This window comes from Actinocatenispora thailandica (assembly GCF_016865425.1).
Taxonomy (GTDB): Bacteria; Actinomycetota; Actinomycetes; order Mycobacteriales; family Micromonosporaceae; genus Actinocatenispora; species Actinocatenispora thailandica.
The window spans coordinates 3486966-3506883 of the sequence record NZ_AP023355.1; the positions used below are offsets into that span (position 1 = coordinate 3486966).

Sequence of the window (19918 nt, forward strand, 5' to 3'; positions counted from 1 at the left end):
CCGCGGTCAGTCTCGCGGCTCGCCCGGGATCGGCTCGACGAGCCGGCGGAACGTCTCCGCCTGCGTCGGCTCGCCCTCGATGCTGCGGGACCTGACGACGTCGAGTTCGGCGGGCCGGAACGCGACCCGCTCGGGCAGTTCGGAGTGCGGTGCCTCCCGGGAGAGCAGGACGCCGGGGCGGAGCGCCAGGACCGGGCGCTCCGGAATGCGCACGCCGTATCGCAGCCGGCTGGGTTCACGGCCGAGCACGCTCTCCCCTTCCGGGGCGCGGGTGTTCCGCACGAAGACGGTCGACCTCGTTGCCCGGAGCGGCAGGAGGGACTCCCGGTCACGCCGGAACGACACCGTCGGTTCGAGAGGGTGGACGGTGCCCTCGATCGTCTCGCCCTGCTCCCTACGCACCACGTGCTCGCGGGATCGCAGCTCCGCCCGCCGGGCCTCCAGCGCGTGCGGCGGCTCGGCGGCACGCCACGAGGCGGGCACGCTCTCGGTCTTCCGCAGCGGCGTCAGCTCGACCCGGTCGGCGAGCCGCACCTTCTCCGCCTCGCTGCCCTCGATCGATGCCGGCGGGTCGCTCGGGACCAGTGCCCGGCTGAACTCCGCGTTCAGCTTCCTGCTTCCAGTGGCGGCGTCCTCGTCGGCCCGACGGTACGACTCCCCGGCGGTGCGCAGTCCCTTCGCGGTGAACTCCAGGGTGCCGATGACGCCGGTGATCATGCCTTTGAGCGTGTCGATCAGAGGGTCGAACTGCTCCTGGAACTGCTTTCCCATCGAGTCGTCGCCCCATGCCGACCGGTACCGTTCGCGCAGGCTCTCCAACCGGTGAAGATGGGTCTCGTACAGCGCGATCTGTTGTTGGTAGGCATTGCCGACCTTGGTCACGCCTTCGGGATTCACCCACAGCGAGCCGGATGGATTCTCACTCATGGACGTCGCCTTTCCGGCCACCCGGCAGCCCCGGGGTGGGCGCCGCGCGGGATTCGCCCGCTCATGGTTGATCCGGCGTGAGGCCGAGCATCGAACGCACCTCGCTGGTCATCCTCGGGCCCTCTTCGGGAAGGAACATGTCGACGCCGGCTTCGCCGCGCGCCAGCTTGGCCGGGTCGATGCCGGCCGGCACGATCGGCGCCAGAATCTCCGCCGCCTTGGCCAGCACGCTGTCCTTGGCTTCGAGGAAGGTACGCAGGATGACGGCGCTCAGCTCCGCGGGCGGCATTCGCTTGTAGGCGCCGGTGGGAAACTGCAGATCGGTCAACACGCCGCTTTGGCCGACGGTGACCGTCACCTCGCGCCGCGGGGACGTCGCCGAGGCGCTGAGGGCACGCATGCGCTCCTGGAGTTCACCGAGGCTGCTGCGCTCGTGCTCGTATTCGGCGAACAGTTTCGCCACATGATCGTCGAGCTGCACGTGCCCACTCCTCTCGGAGTAACCTCCGCGTAACCCGCAGTCCACAAAACGCCCGGTCACGACGTCACCTAACGACAGCGTTCGCAAGAGTACCCGACCGGATCCACCGCGCAACACGGCCGCATGTTGGAAAGTTACACAGGCAACGTGGATCAGGGCATTATATGCGAGAAGGTTGCTTCCACCCCAGACCTTGTGCTGTCATGCACCGTGACCGGTGGGCGCGTTTCGCGCGCGCGACCGCTGTCGCCGCTCGGGGCTTCGGCCCGCCGTTCCAGCCAGCCGCGCCTGAAGCACCACGCGCCCCAGCCACACGAGAGGAACGTTCGTCATGACGATGCCAACGGTCAATACCGTTGAAGAGGGCATGCGATCGGCTGCCAACACGTTCGCGCAAACGGCCGACGAATTCAATAGCCACCTGCAAAGCGTCAACAACCAGATGGCGACGTTGCAGGCGAGCTGGACCGGCCAGGCCTCGGGTCAGTTCAACCAGGCGATGGACAACTGGGAGAACTCGTTCAAGAACGTGATCAACCAGTTGCTTCGCATGCTGGAGGTCATGGGCGCCACCACGAAGGGTTACCACCAGGCCGAGGACACCGCGAGCAACACCGCGAAGAACTTCATGGACGCGCTTCCTCCGCTGCCCGGAGTCTGAGCAACATCGCGGTATCCAGGTGGAACCCAAGAAAGGTGACAACGATGTCAGATTATCGTTTCGACTTCACGCAGGCCGACGCCACGATCTATGACATGCAGACCATCAACAAGAGGATCGGCGACGCGCTGCAGAGCATGGAAAGCAGCGTCGAGAAGAGCCTCGCGGACTGGACCGGCGCGGCGCAGGAAACCTACTGGGACGCCAAGGCGCAGTGGAACAAGTCCGCCGGCGACATGAACGCGTACTTCGAGCAGGCCCGGCTCGTGCTGATGGACATCTCGGACAACTACGGCACCACGGAGCAGCGGCACACGAAGCTGTGGAACGACGTCCGCGGGGCTGACCTTGACCGAACCGGTCGCGGCGGGCCCGGTCGGGCCCGCCGCGACCGCGCTCCGGTACCCCGAATCCCGCCGGCTCGAAGGGCTCTAATCGCATGGCTTCCGACACCGACTTCAGCTACGAGAACGATGATGCCATCGATGCTCTCCATCTCTACGACCACTACGACAATGGCGAGATCGGTGGGCACACCAAGAAGCATCCGAACGGCTGGGCCGAGACCGCCATCGAGCAGATCGAGGCCACCGAGACCACCGAGGGCTCCAACGGCAAGGACCGGTCGACATACCAGGAGGTGCACTGGGACAAGCTCAATGTCAGCGACAGCGAGCTGAAAGACTACAAAGAACTCTGGAATTGGTATCAGGACGAGCTGCCAGACAAGTGGAACGACTACGTCAAGCAGTTCGACCAGACCGACCCGAGCAACGTCGACGTCCCGAAGTACGACCCGAACAAGCAGTACCTGCCGCCGGACGACGGCGATTTCGACAAGCCCGACACGAAGGCGTACACGGGCGGCAGTGACAATGCCAAGGGCGAAATGGTGGTCAGCACCGACGCGATCAAGTACTTCGCCAAGCAGTTGCGGACCGTCGCCGGCGACGGCAAGGGCGTATTCTACGACATCTACAACAAGTTCGGCGAGCTCGAACCCAAACCGGGCCGGTTCGCCAAGGCGGAGATCCTGCGCCAGAAACTGGCCGGCAGCGGCCCCAATGACGGCGGCCTGATCGGCGACACCCAGGGCCTGATGCGGCAGATCCACATGACCCTGTTCACGCTGCACGACGCGCTGCTCACGATGGCCAAGGAATACGAGGACAACGAGACCAACGTCCGCAAGAAGGGCGAGAAGTTCAAGGACATGACCGAAGACGAGCTGAACCAGTTCATGTCCGATCCGTTCGCCGACATCGACGGCATCCAGGACTACGGCGGTACCGAGAGCGGTGGCAGCGGTAGCGGCAGCGGCAGCGGTGGGAGCGGCGACGGCAAGGGCGGCGACAAGTGACCCGGTGTCCCGGGGGCTCGTGCCCGACGACGGAACCGTTGCGACGGTAAGGGTCTCTGCACATGTCTGGCGACAGCAACAACAGCGACTCGACGAGCGGCTCGGATTTTCGTGGTGACCCGTTCGGGCACAAGGGGACCTACCCGCCGACCGACATCGACGTCAGCAACACCAACGACCTCGAACAGTGGGCGTCCGGTGACGGGTACAGCTGGCGGAAGATCGAAGCGGCGATCGTGGGCGGCGCCGCGATGGTCACCTCCGACGACGCCGCCTACGCGGCAAGTCTGGTGTCCCCGCAGAGCATCATGGACACCGCCGGCGCGTTCCAGACCGCGATGGACGCGTTGACCTGGCTGGAAACCTTCATCGACCAGCAGACCGATGCCATCGCCGGGGACGGGAAGTCCTGGCAGGGCGACGCCGCGGACGCCTTCCGAGCCAAGATGAAGACGCTGTCCAAGTGGGCCGGGCGCCAAGCGGAGCGACTGTCCGGCGGCGCTGGCATGGGTTCGAGCGCGTCGCTGCCCAACCAGCTCACCACCGACGCCAACTACCTGGCCTGGGCGCAGCAGACGATCCAGTACCTGGACCGCGCCTGGGCGACGATCGCCAGCAACCACGGCACCGACAGCAACTCCGACGACCTGGTGACGATCAGCTCGTCCAAGTACGCCAAGCCGATGATCAAGCAGATGCTCCAGGTCGCGGAGACCCTGGCGGACCAGTACACCGCGACGGTGCCGAAGGTCGACTCCGGCGGCATGGACGACCCGCCGGGGGTGACGAAACCGACGCCGACCCTCTCGACCCCGCCGGCGCCGACGTTGACGACCCCGAAGCCACCGCCCAAGGTCACGACCCCGCCGCCACCGAAGATCACCACCGCACCACCACCGAACATCACCACCGCACCACCACCGCCCAAGGTGACGACTCCGCCCCCGTTCAACCTGACGACCCCGCCCCGGGCGGCAAGTACGCCCCGCCCTCGGTCACGACGCCGGCACCGCCCCTCGGCAACATGAACCTGCGGACGCCGAGCGTCACCCCGCCGCAGGTGTCGGGGCCGCCCGGCAACGGTGACCCGTCGAACCCGGGAAACCGGTTCGGACCCAACTTCCAGCCGCCGCCGGTGGGGGCGCCGCCGAGTTCCTCGGGTGGCAACCCTCCGGTCGCGACTCCCACCCCGCCGGTCGAGCCGTACCAGGTGCCGCCGGTCGGGCCGGTTCCGAACGTGCAGCCGTACGCGCCGCCGAAGGTGCCGACGCCGCCGTCGAGTTCCGGTGGCTCGGGCGGCGGATCGGGAAAGATCCCGCCGGTCGGTTCGCCCCCCGGTGGCAGCAGCCCGTACGGGAGTGGCGGGCAGCCGAAGTTCACGGCGCCGGTGCTGCCATCCGCGCCCGGCGGCGGAACCGGCGGCGGGACCGGTACCAACATGCCGATGATGCCCGGCATGCCCGGCTCCCGCGGCCCCGGCGCCGGCAGCGGCAGCAAAGCCGTCGAACCACCCGACTCCTCCGGCCTACTCAAGGGCGACGGCAACGACTGGTCCCCCAACATCGACGGGATCGGCCTCCCCGACACCTCCGGCGGCGCCGACGCCGGCGGCACCGGACTGCAGAACAACGGCACCGGCATGCCGATGATGCCCGGCATGCCCGGCTCCCGCGGCCCCGGCGCCGGCAGCGGCAGCAAAGCCGTCGAACCACCCGACTCCTCCGGCCTACTCAAGGGCGACGGCAACGACTGGTCCCCCAACATCGACGGGATCGGCCTGCCCGACACCTCCGGCGGCGCCGACGCCGGCGGCACCGGACTGCACGCCCAGCAACCACCGGGCACGGCCGCCACCGAAACACCCCTGACACCCGGCGCCCCGGGGGCACCCGGCGCCCGCGGCGGCCCCGGCGGCAGCAAGCCCGTCGAACCACCCGACTCCTCCGGCCTACTCAAGGGCGACGGCAACGACTGGTCCCCCAACATCGACGCAGTCGGCCTCCCCGACACCTCCGGCGGCGCCGACGCCGGCGGCACCGGCCTGCGCGCCGACGAGAACACCGAGCAGGCACCGACCGGCGGCGGGCTGCCGCTCGGCGTGCCGATGGTGCACGGCGTTCCCGGGGTGCCCGGGGCCGCCGGCGGCACCACCGGTGGCGGCGGCAGGGCCGACCGGGCGGCCGGCGCGTCCGACGCGTCCGGCTTGATCGGCGGTGACCCGGACGTCTGGTCCGGCACGAACGTCGCTCCGGGCGTGCCGGACGCGCCGGCCGGAGTCGCGCCGGGCGGCGCCGGGCTCGACGAGCCGCCGGCCGCCGAGCACGGGGCGACGGCGCCCGCCGCCGATGTGGCCGCGCCAGCTGGCCCTGCGACCGACCCGGTCGCTGCCGATCGCGCCGCGACGCACACGGCTGCTGGCCTGCCGCCGACCGCGACGCCGGAGCCGACCGGTACGGCGGATCCACGCGACCGGTCGGGCAGCGAGCGGGGCACCGGCCGACCTGACGCGGGGCAGCCGGCAACCGGCAACAGCAGCCCGGAACCCGGATCGGATCTCGAGGTCGCGGGCGCACCGACCGGGGCTCCCGCGATCGTGCCCGTACCCGTCGTACCGGTGGCTGCCGGCGGCGCGGCCGAGACGCGGCCCACTGCGCCGCGCGCCCGTGCCGCGCCGCCGGCGCCGGCGGCGCCGTCGGCGGCCGAGGCCGGCGGCGTCACGTTGTCGGTGGCGATGCCCGGCCCGCCGCCGGCGGAGACGGTAACGCCGGCGGCGGAGACCGTGGCGCCGGCGCCGGGAGTCCCGGTGGCGCCGGTGCCGGCGGTACGACCCGCCGACGAAGACGAGGGCGAGCAGGATCCGGTCGAGTCCGAGTCCGGCGACGCCCTGCGGGAGCCGGAATCGAGCTGGACCGGCGGCGACGGTGAGCAGCCGGCGGCACAGGACCGCGTCCCGGTCGTCCGGCCCGACGAGGACGACGACGGATCGGACTGGGACGACGCCGAGGGCGCCTGGTGGCTGACCGGCACCGGGACGCGACAGGAGGAACGGGCGGATGACTGACGAGGCCGAGGCGCCGCAATTGAACAGGTGGAAGCGGGCGCAGCCCGGGCGGCCCGCCGCGGCGGCCGGTACGCCGGTACCCCTGGACGCCGACTTCATGTCGTCGTTGCGTTGCGGTGGCCCGGAGTACACGCTGTCGGAGCGGTTCGAGCTGATGCGCCAGCGGCAGCGCGAGATGGACGAGCAGCTCGCCCGGGAGGAACAGGAACGGTCCGAGCGTGCCGACGCCAAGCGCCGCGGGGCGTCGTTCGGCGGTGACGACGACGAGGCCGACGACGAGGCACCGGCCAAGCCGCGCAGGGACGACCGCTACTCGGTCGGTTTGCTGCGCAACAACAGCGCTGCCTGGGATAGCGGGGCGGGCGCGGGATCGGGCCAGCTCGGATGAGAACCGTCACCGTCAAGAGACCGCCGCGCGCGGCCGGGCCGGAGGCGCCCGAGGGGCAGATCGAGCTGCAGGAGCCGCCGCTGATGGCCGAGGAGGCCCAGCTCGACTTCCGTTCCTTCGCGATGATCGTACCGATGGGCCTCAGTACCGGTGGCCTGATGGTGATGTTCGGCATGAGCATGCGGTCGCCGTTGATGTACGTCATCGGCGGCGGGATGGCGTTCGGCATGCTGTTCATGGGCCTGATGCAGATCGGCCGCAGCGCGTCGGACCGCAAGCGGAAGATGCACGGCGAGCGGCGCGACTTCCTGCGCTACATCTCCCAGATCCGCCAGCAGGCACGCGAGGCGGCGAACCAGCAGCGCCAGGCGGTGCTGTGGAACAACCCGCAGCCGGACCGGCTGTGGTCGTTGGCGATGAGCGACCGGCTGTGGGAACGACGGCCCAGCCAGGACGATTTCGGCCGGGTCCGGATCGGGCTCGGCCGGCAGGACGCCATGCTGCGATTCCTGCCGCCGGAAACCAAACCGATCGACCACCTGGAGCCGCTGTCCACGATCTCGCTGCGGCGGTTCTCCGAGGCGTACAAGACCGTCTCGCACGTGCCCACCTCGGTGGGGCTGCGCAGCTTCACCAGCATCGAGTTCGAGGGCGAGGCCGAACCGGCGGTCGGCCTGGTACGGGCGATGCTGGCCGGCCTGGTCACGTTCCACGCGCCGGACGAGCTGCGGGTCGCGGTACTCGCAGACGTCGCCCAGCGCGACGCGTTCGACTGGGTCAAGTGGCTGCCGCACAACGCGCACCCGACCGCCTTCGACGCCGCCGGCCCGGTACGGCTGTTCGCGAGCAGCCACGACGAGCTGCTGGACCTGCTCGGGCCGGAGGTCACCGAGCGCGGCGAGCACGACAGGTCGGCGCGGCCCACCACCAGCGAGCCCTTCGTGGTCGTCGTCGCCCGGAGCCCGCTGCCCGCCGAGTCCCCGCTGTTGACGGTCGGGATCCGCAACGTCGTCCTGCTGGACCTGACCGGGCAGATGCCCGGCGGCCCGAAGGTGCTGCGGCTGACCGTGGACGCCGACCAGGTCCGGTACCCGGCCGGCGAGGGGGTGGGCTCGGCGCAGATCGACACGCTCGGCGTCGGTGAGTGCGAGACGCTGGCGCGGATCATCTCCCCCAAGCGCACCAGCGGCGTGCTGGACGTGGTGGACGAGCCGCTGGACGCGAACTTCGACCTGACCACGTTGCTGGGGATCCGGGACGCCGCCACCTTCGACGTCGACGCGCTGTGGCATCAGCGCGGCCCGCAGCGCAACCGCCTGGCGGTACCGATCGGGGTCACCGACGGCGGCGAGGTCATCGAGCTGGATCTGAAGGAGTCCGCGCAGGGCGGCATGGGCCCGCACGGCCTGCTCATCGGTGCGACGGGGTCGGGTAAGAGCGAGCTGCTGCGCACCCTGGTGTGCGCGCTGACCGCCACCCACTCGTCCGAGATCCTCAACCTGGTACTGGTCGACTTCAAGGGCGGCGCGACGTTCCTCGGCATGGATCACCTGCCGCACACCTCGGCGGTGATCACCAACCTCGCCGACGAGTTGCCGCTGGTGGACCGGATGCAGGACGCGCTCAACGGTGAGCTGACCCGGCGCCAGGAACTGTTGCGGGCCAGCGGTTACGCCTCGCTGTACGACTACGAGAAGGCGCGTGCCGCCGGTACCCAGCTGGTGCCGTTCCCGGTACTGCTGATCATCGTGGACGAGTTCAGCGAGCTGCTGTCCAGCAAGCCGGAGTTCATGGACCTGTTCGTGTCGATCGGGCGCCTCGGTCGCTCGCTGGGTGTCCACCTGCTGCTCGCCTCGCAGCGCCTGGACGAGGGGCGGATCAACCGGGTGGAGGGCCACCTGTCGTACCGGCTGGCGTTGCGGACGTTCTCCTCGATGGAGTCGCGGTCGGTGATCGGGGTCGGCAGCGCGTACGAGCTGCCGCCCGAGCCGGGCAACGGCTACCTGAAGATCGACACCACCAACCTGGTGCGGTTCAAGTCCGCGTACGTGTCCGGTCCGTACACCGGGACGGGGCGCAACGCCGAGGAGGTCGAGCACACCGCGGCCCGGCTGTCCCCGTTCGTCACCAGCCAGGTCGACGTCCGGCACGATCCGGCCCGGGAGCGCGCCGTCGAGGTGGCCGAGGCGCCGGCCGAGCCGGACCCGGACAGCGCGACCGGACCGACCCTGGTCGACGTGCTGCTGGAGCGGCTCCGCGACTCCGGCCCGCCGGCCCGGCAGGTGTGGTTGCCGCCGCTGTCCGAGGCACCGAGCCTGGATGCGCTGCTGCCCAGCGTGGTACCGGATCCGTCCCGGGGCATGACCGTCGGCGACCCGCTGGCGCAGGGGCGGCTGCGGGTGCCGGTCGGCATGGTGGACCGTCCCGCCGACCAGCTGCGCGAACTGTTGACGCTCAACTTCGACGGCGCCGAGGGCCATGTCGGTATCGTCGGCGCACCGCAGAGCGGCAAGTCGTCGCTGCTGCGCACCATCATCCTGGCGCTGGCGTTGACCAACACGCCGGACGAGGTGCAGTTCTACGGCCTCGACTTCGGCGGCGGTGGGCTGTCGTCGATCGGTGGGCTGCCACACGTCGGTTCGATCGCCACCCGCCTGGAACGCGACCGGGTGGTGCGCACCATCGAGGAGGTCATGCAGGTCCTGGAGCGCCGGGAGCAGATCTTCGCCGCGCACGGCCTGGACTCGATGTCGGCGTACCTGGCGGCCCGAGCGCGCGGTGAGATCGAGGATCCGCACGGACACGTGTTCCTGGTCGTGGACGGCTGGTACACGATGAAGCAGGACTTCGAGGATCTGGACGGCAAGTTCCAGGAGCTGGTCTCGCGCGGGCTGTCCTTCGGCGTGCACGTGATGGTGTCGGCCACCCGCTGGTCGGAGATGCGCACCTGGCTGCGGGACATGCTCGGTACCAGGCTGGAACTTCGGTTGGCCGATCCGATGGAGTCCGAGGTGACCTCCCGGCAGGCGGCCACCGTGCCCAACCAGCCGGGCCGCGGCCTCACCGCCGCCGGGCTGCACTTCCTGACCGCGCTGCCGCGGATGGACGGCAGCTCCTCCAACGAGGACCTGTCCGAGGCCACCAAGTCGACCGTGGAGGAGATCGGTACCTTCTGGCCCGGGCGCCCGGCGCCCGGGGTGCGGATGCTGCCGACCCAGCTGCCCGTCGAACAGCTGCCCGAGCCGACGCCCGAGTTCAAGGTCTGCATCGGGCTGGACGAACGGCGGCTCGCGCCGGTGTGGCACGACTTCTCGACCACGCCGCACCTGCTGGTGTTCGGCGATTCGGAGACCGGCAAGTCGAACATCCTGCGGCTGGTACTGCGCGCCATCCAGCGCCGGTACACCCCGGCGCAGGCGAAGGTGGTGCTCGGCGACTCCCGGCGCGACCTGGACACCGCCATCACCGCGGACTACCAGGTCGGTTCCGGTTTCACCGGCGACAAGCTGTACGAGCTGGCCGGGCAGACCGCGGTCTCGATGAACCCGCGCATCCCCGGCGAGGACATCTCGTCGGAACGGATGCGCCGACGCGACTGGTGGACCGGTCCGGAACTGTTCGTCATCGTCGACGACTACGACCTGATGAGCCACGGCCGGCCCGGCTCGGTGCTGGACCCGGTCCTGCCGCTGCTGGCACAGGCCACCTACATCGGCCTGCACGTGATCGTCGCGCGCAGTACCTCGGGTGCGATGCGCGGCGTGATGGAGCCCGCGATCCGCCGGATGTGGGAGCTGGGGACGCCGGCCACGCTGCTGTCGTACCCCCGGGAGGAAGGTAAGTTCCTGGGCGAAGCGGCGCCACGGCGGCTGCCGCCCGGCCGGGCCCAGCTGGTGACCCGGCGAGGCGTCCGGTTGATCCAGACGGGACTCGTGGTATGAGAGGAGGCCGCCGATGAGTACGACGTTGAGCGAAGAACTGTGCCGCATCACCGTGACCGGTCCCGATCGTCGGATCGACCTGGCCGTACCGGTCACCACGACGGTGGCCGCGCTGCTGCCGTTGCTGGTGCAGCACACCGTGGATCCCGCGCAGCTTCGGGCGGCGCATGGCAGGCCGGACGCGGGTTGGGTGCTGCAGCGGCTGGGCCAGTCGCCGTTCCCGCCGACCGGCACCCCGGACAGCCTGGACTGGCTGGAGGGCGAGGAACTGCACCTGCGGCGCGCCGAGGATCCGCTGCCGAGCCTGGACTACGACGACCTCGCGGACGGGGTGGCCGACGCCATCAACCGTCGCTCCGACCGGTGGCGCCCCGCGTACCGGCGGATCCTGTTCCTGCTGCTGTCGCTGGTGGCCACGGGCGCGCTCGCCGCGGTGCTGGTGGGCTACGGAACGACCGGGCAGCAGGTCGGCGTCGGCATCGTGGTCGGGGTGATCTATCTGGCGGCCGCGCTGGTGTGCGGTCGCGCGCTGCGGGACGGTGCGTTCGCGTTGCTGTTCGGCTACGGCGCGGCCGGTTTCGCGGCGATCGCCGTCGCCGCCGGGATCGCCGGTGACGCCAGCCGGGTCACGGCCGGTGGTACTCCGCTGCTGGCCGCCGCCGCGGCGGTGATCGGGGTGACGGTCCTGTTGCTGACCGCCGAGCGCACCTTCGGCCCGCACATCCCGCTGGCCGGGCTGGTGATCCCCGGCTTCGTCGGCGTGGTCACCGCCGTGACGGTGTTGTTGTGGCTCGGCCCGGGCCTGACCGCCCCGCACGCCGCGGCGCTGGTCACCCTGGCGCTGTTCGCCGTGGTCGTACTCGCACCCCGGATGGCGGTGAAGCTGTCCGGGTTGCGCGCCCCCCAGCTGCCGAAGACCAGCGAGGACATGTCGTACGACATCGAACCCGATGCGGCGGCCCACATCGACCAGCGCACCGGCGATGCCGATGCGTACCTGACCGTGGGGCTGCTCGGCGGCGCGCTGGTGGCGCCGGTGCTGTGCCACGTCGTCATGCGGGTGGGCGGCTGGTCCGGCTGGATGTTCGTGCTGCTGCTGTCGGTCTCGGTGCTGCTGCGGGCGCGCACCTTCCTGGGGGTCTGGCAGCGCGGCGCGCTGGTGTTCTTCGGCGTGGTGGGCAGCCTGATGGTGATCGTGCGGCTCGCCGCGACGTCCGGGTCGACCGGCCGCTGGCTGCTGCTGAGCCTGCTGTTCGTTCTGGTGCTGCCGTTGATCCTGTCGGCGCTGCGGCCCTGGCCGCGCCGGATGCTGCCGATCTGGGAGTACACCGCCCGGTTCCTCGACGTCGCCACCGCGGTCGCGGTGCTGCCCGTGCTCGCGCAGGTGCTCGGCCTGTACGGCTGGGCCCGCGGGCTGTTCGGGTAGCCGCCATGCAGACTCAGCGCGACCACGTACACGCGTACTCGTTCAACATGGGCCGCATCTCCTCGGCGCTGGTCGAGGGTAACTCGACCAACCCGCAGATCCCGGGCCGCCGGCCGCTGACCGGCCTGCTGCTCGGGGTGATCCTGGCGGTGCTGATCGTCGCCGGGTTCGGCGTCTACGGCTGGATCAAACCCGGCGGCAGCAAGGCGTACCAGCAGCAGGGCGCCATCCTGGTGGAGAAGGAGAGCGGCACCCGCTACGTCTACCTGAACGGGCAGCTGCATCCGGTCCCGAACCTGACCTCGGCGCTGCTGGTGCAGGGCCCGTCGGCGACCGTCAAACTCATCTCGCGGGAGTCGCTCAAGCACGTACCGCGCGGGCCGGCGATCGGCATCGCCGGCGCACCGCAGACGGTCCCGCAGCCGGCGGACCTGGTGCGCGGCCCGTGGCTGGCCTGCCTGCCCGGGTCCGTCGTGGCGCGGCCGGGCGACGGGATGGGCCTGAACCTGAACCCGTCGGCACCGGCCACCGCGCTGCACGGTGACTCGTTCTCCCTGGCCCAGTCCGGCGACGGCACCGCCTACGTCGTCGCCCGGGGCCACAAGTACCCGGTGACCGGCGACGCGGTGTTGGCCGCGCTGGGCGCCGGCGGCGCGCGACCGGCGGTGGCGCCGGACGCCTGGCTGAAGTGGCTGCCCACCGGCGCCACGCTGAGCCCGCCGAAGATCCCGAACGCCGGCGCGGCCGGGCCGAAGGTGGCGGGCCGGCAGTACCCGGTGGGCACGCTCTTCCGGCAGCGCGCCACGGGCGGTACGGAGCAGCTGTTCGTGCTGCGCGACGACGGGCTCGCCCCGATCGACCGGATGGACTTCCTGCTCGCGACCGCCGTGACGCACACCCGACCGGTACCGCTGAACGCGGTGGACGCGGTCGCCGCGCAGCGCTCCAGCGACCGCTCGCTGGTCGGCCGGCTACCGGACCTCAGCGGCCTGCACTGGCAGCACCCGGACGGCGGCGTGCTGTGCGTGCGGCAGCGCCCGGCCGGCACCTCGGTGCACAGCCAGGTGGTGTTCACGACCCGGGCGAACGCCGGGGTGTCCGCCAGCGGCCGTACCTCGGTGCTGGTCGCGCCCGGTACCGGGCTGCTCGCGGTGCCGGCACCGGTGACCCGGACCAGCGCGCAGCACCCCTACCTGATCTCGGACAACGGGGTCGCGTACCCGTTGCGCGGCAACGACACCATCCAGGCGCTGCGGCTCGACACCTCGGCCACGATCCCGTTGCCGACCGCGTTGCTGTCGTCGTTGCAGCAGGGTCCGGCGCTGAGCCGCTCGGCCGTCACCCAGCTCGGAGGGAGTTAGCGCATGCCGTCCATCCGCGGACTGTTGCGCAACGGCGAGTACGAGCCGGGCGAGCCGATCGTCGAGCACTCCGTCGGGCACGCCCATGTGCTGTCCCGCAGCGAGCCGAGCAGCGCGCTGCAGGCGCTCGCATTGCCCCTCGCCGCCGATCCGGACAACGACATCGTGCTGCTCGACCTGCAGGACGAGCTGCCAGTCGTGGCGTGGGAGTCGGTGGCGAGTGCGGTGCCACGCAGCCGGCGGCGCGGCATCCGGCTGCTGGCGCACGGCGGCCAGCGCGGCGCGTCGATCATGATCGGTCAGTGGCTGGCGCAGCGCCTGAACCGCACCGTGCTCGCGCCCAACGGCGACCTGGTGCGCGGCCCGGGCGGCGTCCTGTTCGTCTACTCCAAGCCGGACAGCGGGTGGATGCGGCTGCGCCCCGGGCGGGTGCCGGTCTGGGACTCCAAGCGTTACCCGACACCGCGGTGGGACTCGGCCGCCTCGGAGTACTGGACGTCGAGTTCCACCACCGGGATCGAACCGATGCCGAGCGGCGTCTGGATCCACGATGTCCGCGCGCCGGAGGTGATCGCGGCGCACCGCGGGCTGTTGAGCGCCAACGTGCCGTGCCAGCCGGAGGTGCTGACCGTACTGCTGGGCTGCCCCGGTACCGCGCCGGTGTCGCTCGACGACGCCGCCCGCTTCTGGCACGGCCTGGACGAGTCGGTCCGGGCGCGGGTGCGCTTCGTGCGGTACGGCGACGTGCGGGTGCCCGGTGGCGAGGCGTTCGGGCAGGCACTCGCCGACTTCCTCGGTACCGGGATCGTCTGCTACACCGGCATGCCGATCGGCCGGCCGGCAGTGTTCGAGATCCGGACGATCGCCTCCAACGCCCGGCCGGGCTGGCGCCCGTTCGTCCTGGAGCTGGGCTATCAACCGCGCAACGGCTCGCCCGCCGCGGGCCTCGGGCCGGCCCTGTTGAGTCACCGCATCCCGCTGCCCCGAGCGGAGGAGGTCAGCCCCCGGATCTACTGGTACGCACCGGATGCCGTCATCGAGATCGTCCAGTCCGGGCTGTGGGTCCGGCCGCCCGCGGAACCGACCAACGCGGCGCAGGTCCGGTCGGTGCCGCTCGATCCCGATGTCGCCGCGCTGATCTTCGACGACGCGGTACCGGCGCGCGCGCAGCGGATGCGGGTGCTGGCCGAGGACCTGGCCGGGCAGCTGGACCGCTCCGTCGGGGCGGCGAGCGTGCTGTGCGCCGCGTCCGCCCTGGCGACCAGGCGGGAGCTGCCGCCATCGGTTGCCGCCGCCCTCGCGACGTTGGCGCCCGCGCCGGCGGTGGCCCGCTTGGAGGCGGCCGACCAGGCCCCGGCGACCCTCGGGCCGCGCGCTCCGGCCGCCCCCGCCGACGGCACCCTGTCCCCCCGCGGTGCGGACGACGCCCCGGCCGGCCGGGACACGCCGGCCGGGCCAGCGCAGGTCGCGCCCGCCGCGCCCGAACAGCCGCACCCGGCGGTGCTGAGCGACGCCGCCCTGGGCTGGGCGCCGCCGGAGTGGCTTCCCGCCGGACAGCCCGACGGCTCGGCACCCGAGGACGACAATCGGGAGCCGGGCGATGCGGGGCACGCCGGCGGTGCCGCCGCTGCCCCGGCGGCCGGCGGGCCGGGCGCCCCCGACCCGGCGGTCACCGAACCGACCGGGAGCCGGGACGACCCGCCCCCGGACGCCGGACGCCCGGCCGAAGCGGACGCGGCCGGCTCGACGACCGCCCACCCGGCGCGGGAGCAGAACCCGATGCCGAGCCTGGGCCGGCCGCCGAGCCCGAGCCTGCCGCCGGACGCACCGTTCCCGCCGCCGGCCGGTGACGGCGCCCCCGACACCGGTGCCGCGCCGCCCGGCGACGGCGCCCACCTCCGGGCCGGTACCGAGCCCACCGCGCCCGGCGCGGCGTCCACCGAGGACGGGACTGCGCCAACCCCGCCGGGCGCACAGCAGATCCGGCCGGATGACCCGCCGGCCGTACTGGGCGACGTGGCCGCCGGCGGGCCCGCGGCCACCGTGCCCACCGGCACCGTGGCCCGGCCCCAGCCGGTACCGGCGGCCAAGGCGTCGGCGTTGATCCCGCGGCGCGGACTCGACAACGAACGGAGCTGGCTGCGCCGGTCGCTGAGCCGCGACTTCGACACGCTGGCCAGCTCGGTCGCCCGGATCATGTCCGAGCATCCCGGCATGACCGGCGGCGCCGGTACGAACAACGACGACGTGCTGGTCGACTCGGTCGCGGTCCGGCTCTACCTCAGCTCCCGCGGCATCGGCATCGACGCCGGACTGCGGTCCGGCCGCGGCGGCCCGCACGTACCGTTCGCCCGGTGCACCGCGGCCGGCCTGAGCCGGCTGCCGTCGTTCCGGGGCACCGCCGTGCTGCGGGCGGACCTGACCGACAGCGAGTGGGCCTTCTACCGGGACCGGCGGCTGGTGACCGACTGGAGCTTCGTCAACATGTTGTCGGCGCCGTGCGCGAACCAGCGCGGCGACACCGACGTGCTGGTCTGGTCGATGACCGCCCGGCGCACCGCGCTGCTGGAACCCGACGGCGACGAGCACGTCGACGACCGGGTGGTCTTCTTGCCCGGTACCAACTTCAAGGTGCTCGCGGTCGAGGCGGGCACGCCCGAGCGGCGCGGCGCGGTCCTGCTCCGGGAGATCGGCAGCAGCGAGATCGACGAGGAGGGCAACGTGGACCGCAACCGGTTGTCGCTGGACGAGCTCGCGATCAAGTCGTTGCGGCGCAGCGTGGAGCGGTGGACCGACGGCGAGCGTCGGCAACGTACCGGCACGGCGACGGCGGCCCGGTTCGGGGTGCTTCCCGGCCTGGCCGGCCCGGTGCGGGAGATGGAGGTGGCCTTGCCATGAGTGAGCGTGAGCGAGCGAACCGTGGGCGTTGCCTGCCTTGGTGCCTCATCGGTGTTCCGACGGAGGAGGAACGCCGATGAGTGCGCAACTGCTGACGGTGGGCGGTGGCATGCCGGGCGCGCTGCCGACCATCGGTGCCGCCCTCGCCCGCGCCGAGCCGGGCGCCACGATCACCGTCCACCCCGGCCGGTACGAGGAGAAGCTCGTGCTGGCCACCCGGGTCACCATCAGTGCCGCCGAACCCGGCACGGTGCACGTGCACGTACCGGCGGGAAGCGTGCTGACGGTCGGCGGTGAGGGCGCCCAGCTGCACGGGATCTCGCTGTCCAGCGACGACGCGAAGCTCGCCGCCGTCGACGTGTACTCGGGTGAGGCGGCGCTGGACGGCTGCCGGGTCGAGGGCGCGGCGTGGACCGCCCTGCTCAGCCGACTGCAGGGCTCCATCGCGCTGCGCAACTGCGAGATCGGCGCGCCCACCGGGGTGGGGATCGTGCTGACGTCGCCGTCGATGAGTACGGTCGAGGACACCACCATCCACGACGTCGGCACCAGCGGTGTCGTGGTCGGCGAGCAGGGCGCCCTGACGCTGCGGCGCTGCCGGGTGGCCAACCCGACCGCGAACGGCATCTGCGTCAACGGCGACGGCAACCTGGTCGCCGAGCAGTGCACGATCGTGGGCTCCGGCAAGCCGGCGTTCGTCGTCGACGAGCGGGGCCGGGCCCGGGTGGACGGCTTGACGGTACGGCAGAGTGCGCTCGCCGACGTGTTCTGCCGCGGCGAGGTGGATCTGACCGTGTCCGAGGCAGACCTGTCCGGCGCCGGCCAGCAGGCGGTGTACGTGATGGACGGGGCCCGGCCCCGGTTTCGCCGCTGCACCTTCGACTCGGCCGGGTACAGCGCGGTGCACGTCGCCGACGGCGGCAGGCCGGGGTTCGTCGACTGCGTCTTCACCAACTCCCGCTTCGCGGTCACCGTGGACGGCCGCAGCGCGCCGACGTTCGACGGCATGACGGTCTCGGGCACCACCGAGCACGTGGCGCTGGTCGGCGAGAACTCCTCGATCGAGCTGCGCCGGCTGCAGGCGACCATCACCGCCGGCGCCGGCGTACTGGCCACGGACGGCTCCACGGTGACCGGCGCCGACCTCACGTTCGAGTCGGGCGGCGCGGTCGCGCTGCAACTGCAGGACGACGCCCGCGGCACCGTACGCGGTGCCCGGTTCACCGGCTCCGCCGACAGCTGCGTCACGGTCGGCGCCGGCTCGTCACTGCTGCTCGAATCGGCCGGCCTCCGCGGCGCCGGACTCGACCTGGGTGAGCGGGCGGACCTGCGGCTGCGCGACGTCGAGGTGGTCGAGGCGCCCGCGGACGGGTTGCGGGTCGGCGCCGGCAGCACGGCGACCGCCCACCAGGTGCGGATCCGCCGGGCGGGCCGGGCCGGGGTACGCCTGGAGCCCGGTGCCCGCGGCAGCTTCGTGGAGTGCGAGATCCTGCAGAGCCGGACGCACGGGTTCGACGTCGACACCGGCGAACCGGTCTCGATCACGCGCTGCGTGGTGTCCGGCAACGGTGCCCAGGACATCCAGCAGTGCGCCGACGCCGCGCTGACCGTCGAGTCGCTGACCACCAACGGCACCAAGGGTTCCGCCGGTACCGGGACGCCGGCGGAGGCGCCGGCTCCGGCCGACCGCGGCCGGCCCACCGAACCCGCTCCGGATGCGGTCGCCGAGCGACCGGACGCCGAGGAGCTGACCGGGCCGCTGCGCGACCTCGACGACCTGATCGGCCTGCAGGGGGTCAAGCAGGAAGTCAACGCGCTGATCAACCTGATCAAGATGGCGCAGACCCGGCAGCGGATGGGGCTGCCGATGCCGCCGATCAGTCGCCACCTGGTCTTCGCGGGCCCGCCCGGGACCGGGAAGACCACCGTGGCGCGACTCTACGGATCGATCCTGGCCGAGCTCGGGGTGCTGCGCAAGGGACACATGATCGAGGCGGCGCGAGCCGACCTGGTCGGGCAGTACATCGGGTCGACCGCGATCAAGACCACCGAGCTGGTCAGCAAGGCGATCGGCGGGGTGCTGTTCATCGACGAGGCGTACACGCTGGCGGCCGACACCGGTGGCTCGGGCCCGGACTTCGGCCAGGAAGCGATCGACGCGTTGATGAAGATCATGGAGGACCACCGGGACGAACTGGTGGTGATCGTCGCCGGCTACTCCGAGCTGATGCAGGGTTTCCTCGCCTCCAACCCGGGGCTCGCGTCGCGTTTCACCCGGACCATCGAGTTCCCGAACTACTCGGTCGACGAGCTGATCACCATCACCTCCAACCTCTGCCGGCAGCACTACTACGAGCTGGACGACGACGGGATCGACGCGCTGCGCACGTACTTCGAGCGGGTACCCCGCAACTCGACGTTCGGCAACGGCCGGGTGGCTCGCAAGCTGTTCGAGTCGATGATCAACAACCAGGCGTCCCGGCTCGCCGGCGAGCCGCCCACCAAGAACACCGACCTGAGCCGGCTGACCGCCGCGGACCTCGCTGTCGAGCTGGCACAGCTGGAGGAGCTGCCGGCCGAGCAGACCCGCGTCGACGCGACCACCGATCCGAACGGGGCGGTCAGCGCCTCGCAGAGCTGGCAGCGGCTGGGCGGGCTCGTCGGGGCGACGGAGGTGCGGGAGGCGATGGGCGCGACACTGGTTCAGCTGCGGGAGATGCGCAACCGGTACCGCGGCATCGGCCGGCACGGCAACGCGCTGCTGGTCGGCGCCCGGGGCAGCGGCCGCAGCGAACTCGCCCGGCACTACGCGGCGGGGCTGTCCGAGCTGGACGTGGTTCCGGTCGGGCAGCTGGTGACCGCCTCGACCCGGCAGCGACTGGCCGCGGGCTGGCCCGGCCAGGAGCACAGCCTGGTCGCCGACGCGCTGCACGACGCGAAGGGCGGTGTCCTCGTCGTCGACCACACCGAGGACGGCGAGTCGAACGGCATCGAGGTCATCGAGTCGCTGGTCCGCCAGGTCCGCGGCAGTCTCGGCGATCCGGTCGTGCTGCTGCTCGCCGAGCCCGGAGTCGCGGAACGGTTGCGGGCCGCGGTACCCGCCCTGACCGAGGTGTTCGGCCAGACCTGGACCATCCCGGAGTACGAGGCGGCCGAGCTGGCCGAGATCACGGCCCGGCACCTGGTGCAACGCGGCCACGAGGTGCCCGACGAGGTGCGGTCGGCGCTGGTCGGGCTCGCGGCCCGGCTGCCGGCGCCCACGGCCCGGGCCGCGCATCAGCTGTCCTGGCGGCTGAGCCGCGCCGCGCGATCGCGAACTCTGGCACTGGCCGACGTCAACGGACTGGTCAGCGCCTCCAACGGCGCCTCGCCCACGGCCTCCGGCGGCTTCGCCACGGTGGGCTGACCGGAACG

General features: G+C 71.7%; 12 protein-coding genes and 1 pseudogene. 11 read left to right on the plus strand and 2 right to left on the minus strand.

The genetic code is table 11. The annotated features are described in order from the left end of the window. Positions 1 to 6: 6 nt before the first annotated feature. Positions 7 to 927 (minus strand): WXG100 family type VII secretion target, encoded by a 921-nt coding sequence (locus Athai_RS15475; RefSeq protein WP_203962124.1) that lies wholly within the window; start codon positions 925 to 927, stop codon positions 7 to 9. Positions 928 to 988: 61 nt separating this feature from the next. Beyond that, positions 989 to 1408 (minus strand): YbaB/EbfC family nucleoid-associated protein, encoded by a 420-nt coding sequence (locus tag Athai_RS15480; RefSeq protein WP_239156959.1) that lies wholly within the window; start codon positions 1406 to 1408, stop codon positions 989 to 991. A 331-nt stretch (positions 1409 to 1739) separates the two neighbouring features. Here Athai_RS15480 and Athai_RS15485 point away from each other — a divergent pair, with 331 nt between their 5' ends. The 11 genes and pseudogenes from Athai_RS15485 (at position 1740) to Athai_RS15535 (ending at position 19910) form a co-directional block, all read left to right on the plus strand. Continuing rightward, positions 1740 to 2069 carry a WXG100 family type VII secretion target gene (locus tag Athai_RS15485; protein ID WP_203962125.1) on the plus strand — a complete coding sequence of 110 codons (330 nt, stop codon included), beginning with the start codon at positions 1740 to 1742 and terminating at the stop codon, positions 2067 to 2069. A gap of 44 nt (positions 2070 to 2113) precedes the next feature. Beyond that, positions 2114 to 2410, plus strand: a pseudogene (locus Athai_RS34805) (WXG100 family type VII secretion target); the annotation flags it as partial. Positions 2411 to 2508: 98 nt separating this feature from the next. Then, entirely contained in the window at positions 2509 to 3429 is a 921-nt protein-coding gene (locus Athai_RS15495; protein WP_239157509.1) for a hypothetical protein, read from the plus strand. A 62-nt stretch (positions 3430 to 3491) separates the two neighbouring features. Then, positions 3492 to 4457, plus strand: a complete 966-nt coding sequence (locus Athai_RS15500; protein ID WP_203962128.1) for a hypothetical protein — start codon at positions 3492 to 3494, stop codon at positions 4455 to 4457. Then, positions 4454 to 6490 (plus strand): hypothetical protein, encoded by a 2037-nt coding sequence (locus tag Athai_RS15505; RefSeq protein WP_203962129.1) that lies wholly within the window; start codon positions 4454 to 4456, stop codon positions 6488 to 6490. Before Athai_RS15500 ends, Athai_RS15505 begins: the two co-directional genes overlap by 4 nt. Next, positions 6483 to 6878 carry a hypothetical protein gene (locus Athai_RS15510; RefSeq protein ID WP_203962130.1) on the plus strand — a complete coding sequence of 132 codons (396 nt, stop codon included), beginning with the start codon at positions 6483 to 6485 and terminating at the stop codon, positions 6876 to 6878. The genes Athai_RS15505 and Athai_RS15510 overlap by 8 nt, the downstream gene beginning before the upstream one ends. Then, a complete protein-coding gene (gene eccCa, locus Athai_RS15515) occupies positions 6875 to 10819 on the plus strand; it encodes a type VII secretion protein EccCa (protein ID WP_203962131.1) in 3945 nt (1314 codons plus the stop codon). Before Athai_RS15510 ends, eccCa begins: the two co-directional genes overlap by 4 nt. Before the next feature lie 13 nt (positions 10820 to 10832). After that, the gene (gene eccD, locus Athai_RS15520) at positions 10833 to 12245 is read left to right on the plus strand and encodes a type VII secretion integral membrane protein EccD (protein ID WP_203962132.1); all 1413 of its coding nucleotides are present in this window, start codon (positions 10833 to 10835) and stop codon (positions 12243 to 12245) included. Positions 12246 to 12250: 5 nt separating this feature from the next. Next, positions 12251 to 13606, plus strand: coding sequence for a type VII secretion protein EccB (gene eccB, locus Athai_RS15525; protein ID WP_203962133.1), 1356 nt, complete (start codon positions 12251 to 12253; stop codon positions 13604 to 13606). A 3-nt stretch (positions 13607 to 13609) separates the two neighbouring features. Continuing rightward, positions 13610 to 16504 carry a hypothetical protein gene (locus tag Athai_RS15530; protein WP_203962134.1) on the plus strand — a complete coding sequence of 965 codons (2895 nt, stop codon included), beginning with the start codon at positions 13610 to 13612 and terminating at the stop codon, positions 16502 to 16504. Between the two features lie 76 nt (positions 16505 to 16580). After that, on the plus strand, positions 16581 to 19910 hold the full coding sequence (locus Athai_RS15535) for a right-handed parallel beta-helix repeat-containing protein (protein WP_203962135.1): 3330 nt from the start codon (positions 16581 to 16583) through the stop codon (positions 19908 to 19910). The last annotated feature ends 8 nt before the right edge of the window (positions 19911 to 19918 follow it).